Raw genomic sequence first — 8956 nt, 5'->3', positions numbered from 1 at the left:
ACGCTCGGTGGTGTCCTCGTACACGCCGTCGAGCCACAGCATGTGGAAGTGGATGTTGAGATTCAGCGCGCTGCCGAAGCGCTGGATCAGGGTCACCACGCCGCATTGCGCGCTGGCGTGGTCGACGCCGACTTGATCGGCCAACCAGCCGGCGATCACGCGCTGCACGATGCCCAGCACCGGGCCAATGGCTTCTGGCTTGCTGGCGAACAGGAAGCGCAACGGGTACGGGAAACTCAGCACCCATTGCCGCACCGGCCGCGGGCCGAACACCTCCTCCACCAGATGCCGCGCCGACTCGGCCATGCGCCGTGCGCCGCAGCTCGGGCACAGCCCGCGCTTCTTGCAGGAATACGCCACCAGCCTCTCTGCACGGCAGTGCTCGCACACCACGCGCAGGAAACCGTGCTCGAGCACGCCGCAGCGCAGGTAGGTCTCGAACTCCTCGCGCACATACTCGGGCAGCGAGCGGTCTTCGGCCTCAAGACGCGCGATGAAGTCCGGGTAGTGCGCCTGCACCAGCGAATACAGCAGCGTGCGCTCGGGACGGTGAGGCGCATAGCGAGCCGTGGGCAGATGCGCTGCCGGCGACGTTGCGTGCGCCACGGCATCCTGCAGCTGCGACACGGTCGCGGCGAAGCGCGGCACGAAACACTCCGGTGCAGGGAATGGCTGCTCAGGCTTGCGCCCGCCCCGGCCGGTTCATATCGGCCTTTATGAGCTGCACCTCACACCGCTGGAGCTGATCGACCGCATTGCCGCGCTGGTTCCCCCGCCACGCACCCACCGGCACCGCTATTTTGGCGTGTTGGCACCCAACTCGCCGCTCAGGGCTGCGGTGACGGCGCTGGCGACACCGGCGCAAGCCGCTCCCGTGCTGGGCGCGTCGATCAGCACGGGGGAGTGCGCGCCTGGTGTGGTACCGATGAGCAGCGCGCTGCCATCCCAGAGCGAGCCGGTGCTGCCCAAGCGTGCAGCGCACTACCTGTGGGCGGTGCTGATCGCCCGCATCTACGAGGTGTTCCCCCTCTTGTGTCCGCTGTGTGGCGGGCATATGCGCATCATCGCGTTCATTACGCACAGCGCTGACATCCGGCACATCCTGGACCACATCGGGGCAGATTCAGAGCCACCCCGCATCTCCCCGGCGCGCGGGCCACCGCTGTGGGATGACTGTAGTGATGCGCAGATGGATGACGAGGCGCAAACCGAGCCACCAGACTGGGACCTAGCGGCGCAACCGGCACCGGACTTTGAGGTCGATCAGCGCATCAGTTGGTGAATGAACAAAGCGGCGATTTTGACTTGCCGCGAACTGGCTCTGCGCCCGGTACACGCCGAGCGCCGCAAATCACTCTCCTGAACGCCAAACCCTGGTGGTGAACCTGACACCTGGGCGGGAAAATCGAGTGTCTCAGCCGGCTTGATGGCGCTTCCGCGGTGCGATACTTGGCCTCATGCGGTTAAAACGCCTATCCGTCTGCATGCATCGAGGGTTGACCCTAGTTCGAGATCGACGAGATTGCCGTCCTTGACGCGGTATTCGCGGTCATAGCCTTTGGCGATGAATGACTGGACTGCTTCTAGAACGTCGGTCACCTGGGAGGTCATGGAAGCACCTTCATCTTGAACTGGATTGGACACGCTCGCGCACAAAGCGCGCTGTGACTCGGCGGACGGAGAAGCTCGCGAAGTGCGTTACTCATAGCCACTTGGCCTTCTTGAAGCGCATGAATAGGAGAAGGCAGAACACCGCTATCACTCCGAGCACGACGAAGTAGCCATATGGCGTGTCCAGTTCCGGCATGTGCTTGAAGTTCATGCCATATATTCCGGCGATCGCCGTCGGGACCGCCAAGATCGCCGCCCAGGCCGCGAGCTGGCGAGTGACCACACCGATCCTTTGCGCTTCCAGAAGGCTGCTGGCCTCGAAGACCGTGGACAGGACAAGCAGGAGGCCGTCGACCATGGACTGCACGCGGTGGACATGGTCCGCGACGTCGTGGAAATATGGTGTCATTTCGGCGCTGATGCAGGGAAAGTGGCCGCGAACGAGCTTTCGCACCAGCTCGGCCATAGCCCCGAGCGTGCGCTGGAACCGCGTGAGTTCGGACCTTAGTTCGAAGATTCGCGCCACCTCTTCTGGCCCGAGGAAAGCGTGCAGCGACCGTCGCTCCATCGCCAGGACGTCGTCCTCGATCATTTCGAAGATGGGCAGATACTGGTCGACCACTCGGTGCAAGATCGCGTGCAGCACATAGTCGACACCCTTGCCGAACTGCGTCGGCGATGCCTCGAGTTGCTCCCGAAGTTTGCCCAGCGCTCCGGCATTGCCGTGCCGCACGGTGATAAGGTGATTGTGACCGGTGAAGATCGCCATCTTGCCGTAGCTGATCCGGTCGCCGACCAGCTCGGCGGTCTGGGCGACGACGTACAACTCATCGTTGTAGACCTCGAGCTTGGGCGGGCACAGCGGGTGCATGGCGTTGTCGATCGCCAAAGGATGGAGGTTATACGTCGTCTGGATCGCGCTGAGTTCGTCTGCGGTGGGCTCGCTAAGCGCGATCCAGCAGAAGCCCGAGCGATTCTCGTTTAGTTCGACGTGCTCATCGAGCCTGATTTCACGGACTCGCTTACCTTCGTTGTAATAATATGCGGCGATAATGGTCATGCAGGCCTCGCAGGAATTCGCAGGCCACGCTGTACAGCCGGTCGCGCCAGCCCGCGTTCGAGCCATGCCTGCACGTTCGAATAGCTGCTTAGGCCGAGGATGTCGCCCGCTGCGTAGAATTCGACCAGCGCATTCACCCAGCCAAACGTCGCAATGTCCGCGATCGAGTAATCATCGACAATCCATTCGCGGCCCTCCAGCCGGTGATCCAGGACCCCGAGAAGACGCCTGGATTCATCAACAAAGCGCTGCCGAGGTCGCTTGTCCTCATAGTCCTTGCCGGCAAATCGCAGGAAAAAGCCTAGCTGTCCGAAGGTCGGCCCAACGCCCGACACCTGAAAGAACACCCAGGCCAGAGTCTCGTACCGCTGGGCGGGTGTTGTTGAGATGAGCTGCCCCGTCTTGTCGGCCAGATAGATGAGGATCGCACCGGTTTCCCATATGCCAATGGGCTGGCCGTCAGGGCCAGCCGGATCGATGATCGCGGGTATGCGGCCGTTGGGATTCAACGACACGAACGCTGGATCCTTCGACTCGTTGTTCGAGATGTCGACGAAGTGGGGCTCATACGGCAGGCCAGTCTCCTCCAGCATCATCGAGACCTTGACGCCGTTGGGCGTGGGGGCCGCGTATAGTTGCAAGCGATCCGGATAAGATGCTGGCCAGCGCTGCGTGATGGTAAAGGAGGAGAGGTCTGTCATATCTGGATCCTGGCACTGCGACGGCGGCTGAATGGAATGATCTGCTTCAAGGCCGGGTTCGACGACCGCGTCGATTGACGCGGACGTCGGAGGTTGCGAACCGGATCGGCGCGGCACTAACGGCAGCGAAGCCTATTCCGCTGCAGCCCCGGCCGCAGGGCTCACATCGCCGGCCTCATGCCGCTTTGGAAGAACCCAGTCGGGACGGACGAAGTGGCAGGTGTAGCCGCCCGGCCGCTTCTCCAGATAATCCTGGTGATCGGGCTCGGCCTCCCAGAACTCGCCGACCGGCTGGACCTCGGTCACCACTTTGCCATCCCACAGCCCCGAGGCATCCACATCGGCGATCGTATCCTCGGCGACGCGCTTCTGCTCCTCGTCGACATAATAGATGCCCGACCGGTAGGAGAGCCCACGATCATTGCCCTGGCGGTTCAGCGTCGTCGGATCGTGGATCTGGAAGAAGAATTCCAGGATGTGCCGGTAGCTCGTCACTGTCGGGTCGAAGACAATCTCGATCCCCTCGGCATGCGTGCCGTGATTACGATACGTGGCGTTCGGAATATCGCCGCCCGTGTAACCCACACGGGTCGAGATGATGCCGGGCCGCTTGCGGATCAGATCCTGCATGCCCCAGAAACATCCTCCTGCGAGAACAGCGCGCTGATGCATGTTAAGCCTCCTCTACTTGATCGAGATATTCACCGTATCCCTCGGACTCCATCTCGTCGCGCGGGATGAAGCGAAGGGACGCAGAGTTGATGCAGTAGCGCAGACCGCCGCGGTCGGAAGGACCGTCCGGGAAAACGTGGCCCAGATGGCTGTCGGCGTGTACCGACCTGACCTCCGTCCGGACCATGCCGTGTGCACTGTCCCGCACCTCGTTCACGTTTGCCGGAACGATCGGCTTGGTGAAGCTGGGCCAGCCAGTACCCGAATCGAACTTGTCCGTTGAAGCGAACAGCGGCTCTCCCGACACTATGTCGACGTAGATGCCAGGCTCCTTGTTGTCGTTGTGCTCACCCGTGAAGGGCCTTTCGGTCCCCGAATCCTGGGTAATCCGGCGTTGCTCGGGGGTCAGGCGGTCAACTGCTGCCTGTGACTTCTCAAACTTCATGATAGTCTCCAATAATTAATCTAGAGAGCTCGACACACTGTCATTTATCTTTGCAGTCATTGCGCCGACTATAGCAGTGCGCCCCAGATTTATCCAATACGCTGCGCGTATAGTTTCCATAGCGCCGAAGCTCTTCACGTCGCTGCGGCAAGCAGCGCAGCGAACCCACCAGCGACAAGCGCGGTGCCAAGGTTGATGAGCTGCACCTCACACCGCTGGAGCTGATCGACCGCATTGCCGCCCTGGTACCCCCACCACGCACCCACCGGCACCGCTACTTTGGTGTGCTGGCACCCAACTCGCCGCTCAGGGCTGCGGTGACGGCGCTGGCGACACCGGCGCAAGCCGCTCCCGTGCTGGGCGCGTCGATCAGCACGGGGGAGTGCGCGCCTGGTGTGGTACCGATGAGCAGCGCGCTGCCATCCCAGAGCGAGCCGGTGCTGCCCAAGCGTGCAGCGCACTACCTGTGGGCGGTGCTGATCGCCCGCATCTACGAGGTGTTCCCCCTCTTGTGTCCGCTGTGTGGCGGGCATATGCGCATCATCGCGTTCATTACGCACAGCGCTGACATCCGGCACATCCTGGACCACATCGGGGCAGATTCAGAGCCACCCCGCATCTCCCCGGCGCGCGGGCCACCGCTGTGGGATGACTGTAGTGATGCGCAGATGGATGACGAGGCGCAAACCGAGCCACCAGACTGGGACCTAGCGGCGCAACCGGCACCGGACTTTGAGGTCGATCAGCGCATCAGTTGGTGAATGAACAAAGCGGCGATTTTGACTTGCCGCGAACTGGCTCTGCGCCCGGTACACGCCGAGCGCCGCAAATCACTCTCCTGAACGCCAAACCCTGGTGGTGAACCTGACACCTGGGCGGGAAAATCGAGTGTCTCAGCCGGCTTGATGGCGCTTCCGCGGTGCGATACTTGGCCTCATGCGGTTAAAACGCCTATCCGTGTCCGTATATTGGCCCAAGGGGACCACTCGCAGGGGATACTTGATGCAACAGGACGACGACGCTGCACTCGCTTCCGGTACTACATCCGATGGCTGGTTCACCCGGCTCCGGCGTTCGCTGCTGGCGCGCCTTGGCAATACCGGGCTCGTGCTGGGGACGTTGTTCTTCGCCGCCTCGCTCACGCCCAGCCTCACGCCACGGATCACGGTCGCGCAGGCGGTGCTGTCGGGCATGTGCCTGGCCGCCGGCTACGGCCTGGGCGTGCTGCTGCGCTGGCTGTGGGGATACCTGGAGCTGCCGCTCCCCGGGCCGGCGGGACAGCCGCGTCGCCGCCGTATCGCGGTCGTCGCCTGCGCGGTCATCGCCGCGCTCGCGCTTTGGCGCAGCCAGCATTGGGAAAACATCGTCCGCGAACTGATGCACCTGGCTCCCGCCGGTCCATCGCGCATCCTGGGCGTACTCGCGGGTGCGGCGGTCGTGGCGCTGCTGCTGGTCGTGCTGGGCCGCATCGCGCTGATGATCATCAAGGCGGTGATGCGCCTGGTCACCCGCAAGGTGCCGCGACGGATCGCGCACGTGGTCGGTGCGATCGCCGGCGTGCTGCTGCTGGTGGGCCTGGTCAACGGCGTGATCCTGTCCTCGTTGCTGGACACCCTGGACGCCTCCTATCGCCAGGCCGATGCACTGATCCCGCCCGACATGCCGCCGCCGACCGAATGGGACAGCCCCGGCAGCGCGCAGTCGCTAGTGGCCTGGAACCAGCTCGGGCGCATGGGCCGGCGCTACGTCGATGCCCGCCCCACCGCCGACGAACTCGCCGCCTACGCCGGTCCCGGCGCCAAGGCGCCGCTGCGCGTGTACGCGGGCCTGCCCACCGGCGACACGCCCGAAGAGCGCGCCCAGCTGGCGCTGGAAGAACTCAAGCGCGTCGGCGGCTTCGAGCGCAAGGCGCTGATCATCATCACTCCGACCGGCACCGGTTGGGTCGACCCGTCCGGCATCGACGGCATCGAATATCTCTACCGCGGCGATGTGGCCAGCGTCGCGGTGCAGTACTCGTACCTGTCCAGTCCGCTGACGCTGTTCCTGGATCCGGATACAGGCGGGGTCACCGCGCGCGCACTGTTCCGCGAGGTCTACGGCTACTGGCGCACGCTGCCGCCCGAGCGGCGGCCGAAGCTGTACCTGCACGGCCTGAGCCTGGGCGCGCTCAATTCGGAACGCTCGTTCGAGATGTTCGAGCTGCTCGGCGAACCATTCGATGGCGCGGTCTGGAGCGGACCTCCGTTCGCCGCCAGCAAGTGGGCCGGGCTGACCCGCTCGCGCAATCCCGGTTCGCCGGTGTGGCTGCCGCAGTTCCAGGACGGCTCGTTCGTCCGCTTCATGAACCAGGACGGCAGCTCCACCCCGCCCGGCACGCCGTGGGGCCCGATGCGCGTGGTCTACCTGCAGTACGGCAGCGACGCGGTGACGTTCTTCGACCGTCACAGCTTCTTCCGCGAACCGGAATTGCTCGATGCCCCGCGCCCGCCGGACGTATCCCCGGCGATGCGCTGGTATCCGGTCGTGACGATGATGCAGATGGCAATGGATACTTCGCTGTCGATGAGCGCACCAATGGGTTTCGGCCACGTCTACGCGCCATCGCACTACATCAACGCCTGGCTGGAAGTCACCGGCATCGACGACTGGTCGCCCGAAGACGTGGCCCGCCTGCAGCGCCACCTGGATGAGCGCCGGGCCGAAGAGCTGTCCAAGGATGGCGGCGAGGAGACCGTGGACGGCTGAACGTCGACGGTCTTGCGTGGACCGGCACCCTCAGTACATCCCGACCATGTTGAGGAACCAGCCCTCGTGGTCGTAGTCGAAGTCGGTCAGGTCGTCGCTGAACTCGGTGAAGTTGTAGCCGGCGCCGATGCGGAAGTTCTTGCCGATGTCGCGGTCCAGTCCGACCAGCCAGCCCTGCCGCGTGCCGCCGGCCTGCACGTCCAGCCAGCGGTATTCGGCCAGCGCGTGCCAGGCGTAGACCACCTCGTAGCGCAGCTGTAGCGCGGCGAAGTCGGTGGCCGAGTCGAACCACGGCCCGCTGCCGCGTCCGTAGCGCACCTCGCCCTCGCGCCGGGCGAGCTTGCCGGCCACTTCCCAATGCTGGTCGTGGCGGTAGACGCCTTCCACCGACAGCACCTGGGTTTTCTGGTCGTAGTCCTGCTCGCGCTGGCCCAGGCTGGAGAGGTCGTACAGGTAGGTGTAGCGGCCGAACATTTCCCAGCGCGCGCTATCCCACGGCCGCCAGGCGAAGCCGGCGTTGCCTTCGATGAAGCGCGCGTTCGCCAGGCGGTCGCGATGGTCGTCGGTGTCGGCGTAGTTCAGCCGGCCGGCGATGCGGAAGCGGGTATAGGAAGTTCAACCGCCCTTTTTTGCGAGTCTGGCGGGTAGGAAGCGGCCGCGCAAGCGCCGCTTTGGGCACAGATCGGGCACAGATCGGGGGTTCATGCGTGGGTTTTCGACATCGCGGGGCCACGCAGCGGCTCAGTGCGTAGCCATTTCTCACCGAATCCCGGCACAGGGCCGAGCGCAGCCCTGCGGGGTCGTGGCCGCATCGGATCGGACTCTGGCTTGGCTGCCGGCTGTGTGGCCGGCACCTCGTCACGCGGCCGGCGGCGGCGCGCGCGCTGCGGGCCGGTAGTGCGCTTGCTCCAGCGCGCCGTGCTTCTCGAAGTGGGCGAGGATGGCGCGGATGGCGGTGGGTTCCTCGATGCTGGCGACGATCCGTACCGCGCCGCCGCAGTGGGCGCAGGTGGTGATGTCGATGGAAAAGACCCGCTTGAGCCGTTGCGCCCAGCTCATCGCACGGCGCTTCTGCTCGGGGCTGCGCGGCTCGTCGTGGGCGCTGACGTTGACCACTTCCGGGCCCAGGCGCAGGAGCAAAGGGCACGCGAGCAACGTCAGCACGAACAGGCCCTTCAGGCGTTGCAGGTCGAACTCCGCCAGGCCGCGGACCAGGTCACCGCCAAGAACGCGGAGCTGCTGAGACTCAATCGTGATAACGGCCGCCTGCTTGAACAGACCACGCACCAGCAGAAGGCGTTGACGGAGGCCGAACGCGAGGTCCGCAAAGCTCGTGAAGAACTGGAATCCTTGCGACCGCTTCCGGCACAAGTGACATCCCTCGAACAGCGAACGGCAAAGGCGATCACAGACGCAGAGGTGCTGCAGTCCCACCTGGACCAGGCGAGATCGCAACTTGAGCAAACGCGCCGAGAGCTACGCGATTCCGAACTCGAACGCGAGCGAACCCAGGCTCGGTTTGAAGGCATGCAGGCCGCGTGGGCTCAGCGTGATGCGACATTGACGCCGGCGACGGAGCCCGTCGAGCGCACCGGCAAGCGTCGCGTGCGTCCGCCTGCAGCCGAAGAGGCGACCCAAGACCTTCCTCTGAAGTAATGGGCGCCAGCGGCGCGGCGAAGGAACACAACGTCTCACTGATCTGCGGTGGCGAAATTGCTG

General features: G+C 64.4%; 9 protein-coding genes and 3 pseudogenes. 4 read left to right on the top strand and 8 right to left on the bottom strand.

Features of this window, described 5'->3' with window-relative positions; all coding sequences use genetic code 11:
- A partial coding sequence (locus tag ACVOLZ_RS02820) for a transposase zinc-binding domain-containing protein (RefSeq protein WP_481514920.1) occupies window positions 1-648 on the bottom strand: 648 nt, incomplete at its 3' end.
- A gap of 70 nt (window positions 649-718) precedes the next feature.
- Between ACVOLZ_RS02820 and ACVOLZ_RS02815 the strand changes: the two are divergent.
- Window positions 719-1282, top strand: a pseudogene (locus ACVOLZ_RS02815) (transposase); the annotation flags it as partial.
- Window positions 1283-1455: 173 nt separating this feature from the next.
- On the opposite strand, the gene ACVOLZ_RS02810 reads toward ACVOLZ_RS02815, so the two are convergent.
- From ACVOLZ_RS02810 to msrB, 5 genes are all read right to left on the bottom strand, one after another.
- Window positions 1456-1644: a hypothetical protein gene (locus ACVOLZ_RS02810; protein ID WP_481514919.1), complete on the bottom strand. Its 189-nt coding sequence runs from the start codon at window positions 1642-1644 to the stop codon at window positions 1456-1458.
- Window positions 1645-1702: 58 nt separating this feature from the next.
- Entirely contained in the window at window positions 1703-2671 is a 969-nt protein-coding gene (locus ACVOLZ_RS02805; RefSeq protein ID WP_047290297.1) for a magnesium and cobalt transport protein CorA, read from the bottom strand.
- Window positions 2668-3372: a glutathione S-transferase N-terminal domain-containing protein gene (locus ACVOLZ_RS02800; protein WP_053507020.1), complete on the bottom strand. Its 705-nt coding sequence runs from the start codon at window positions 3370-3372 to the stop codon at window positions 2668-2670. The genes ACVOLZ_RS02805 and ACVOLZ_RS02800 overlap by 4 nt, the downstream gene beginning before the upstream one ends.
- A gap of 132 nt (window positions 3373-3504) precedes the next feature.
- Window positions 3505-4044 carry a peptide-methionine (S)-S-oxide reductase MsrA gene (msrA, locus tag ACVOLZ_RS02795; RefSeq protein WP_004099036.1) on the bottom strand — a complete coding sequence of 180 codons (540 nt, stop codon included), beginning with the start codon at window positions 4042-4044 and terminating at the stop codon, window positions 3505-3507.
- A gap of 1 nt (window position 4045) precedes the next feature.
- Window positions 4046-4489, bottom strand: coding sequence for a peptide-methionine (R)-S-oxide reductase MsrB (gene msrB / locus ACVOLZ_RS02790; protein ID WP_004099035.1), 444 nt, complete (start codon window positions 4487-4489; stop codon window positions 4046-4048).
- Between the two features lie 140 nt (window positions 4490-4629).
- On the opposite strand from msrB, the pseudogene ACVOLZ_RS02785 reads away from it, so the two are divergent.
- Window positions 4630-5250 (top strand): annotated as a pseudogene (locus ACVOLZ_RS02785) (transposase); the annotation flags it as partial.
- 196 nt (window positions 5251-5446) lie between these two features.
- Window positions 5447-7237 (top strand): alpha/beta hydrolase, encoded by a 1791-nt coding sequence (locus ACVOLZ_RS02780; RefSeq protein WP_481514918.1) that lies wholly within the window; start codon window positions 5447-5449, stop codon window positions 7235-7237.
- Between the two features lie 30 nt (window positions 7238-7267).
- On the opposite strand, the gene ACVOLZ_RS02775 is transcribed toward ACVOLZ_RS02780, so the two are convergent.
- Both ACVOLZ_RS02775 and ACVOLZ_RS02770 read right to left on the bottom strand, forming a co-directional pair.
- The gene (locus tag ACVOLZ_RS02775; RefSeq protein ID WP_047290313.1) at window positions 7268-7711 is read right to left on the bottom strand and encodes a hypothetical protein; all 444 of its coding nucleotides are present in this window, start codon (window positions 7709-7711) and stop codon (window positions 7268-7270) included.
- A 384-nt stretch (window positions 7712-8095) separates the two neighbouring features.
- Window positions 8096-8350, bottom strand: a pseudogene (locus ACVOLZ_RS02770) (IS91 family transposase); the annotation flags it as partial.
- Between the two features lie 69 nt (window positions 8351-8419).
- On the opposite strand from ACVOLZ_RS02770, the gene ACVOLZ_RS02765 reads away from it, so the two are divergent.
- Window positions 8420-8893, top strand: a complete 474-nt coding sequence (locus ACVOLZ_RS02765) for a hypothetical protein (RefSeq protein ID WP_127005324.1) — start codon at window positions 8420-8422, stop codon at window positions 8891-8893.
- The last annotated feature ends 63 nt before the right edge of the window (window positions 8894-8956 follow it).

This window comes from Stenotrophomonas sp. STEN020 (genome assembly GCF_056760195.1).
Note: the sequence above shows the minus strand (reverse complement) of the source record. Positions and strands in the feature narration are given on the sequence as shown.

Bases quoted from the DNA above. Each gene is read 5' to 3' on its own strand.
- ACVOLZ_RS02775 (WP_047290313.1), bottom strand. From the start codon at position 7,711: ATGTTCGGCCGCTACACCTACCTGTACGACCTCTCCAGCCTGGGCCAG.
- msrA (WP_004099036.1), bottom strand. From the start codon at position 4,044: ATGCATCAGCGCGCTGTTCTCGCAGGAGGATGTTTCTGGGGCATGCAG.
- msrB (WP_004099035.1), bottom strand. From the start codon at position 4,489: ATGAAGTTTGAGAAGTCACAGGCAGCAGTTGACCGCCTGACCCCCGAG.
- ACVOLZ_RS02805 (WP_047290297.1), bottom strand. From the start codon at position 2,671: ATGACCATTATCGCCGCATATTATTACAACGAAGGTAAGCGAGTCCGT.
- ACVOLZ_RS02800 (WP_053507020.1), bottom strand. From the start codon at position 3,372: ATGACAGACCTCTCCTCCTTTACCATCACGCAGCGCTGGCCAGCATCT.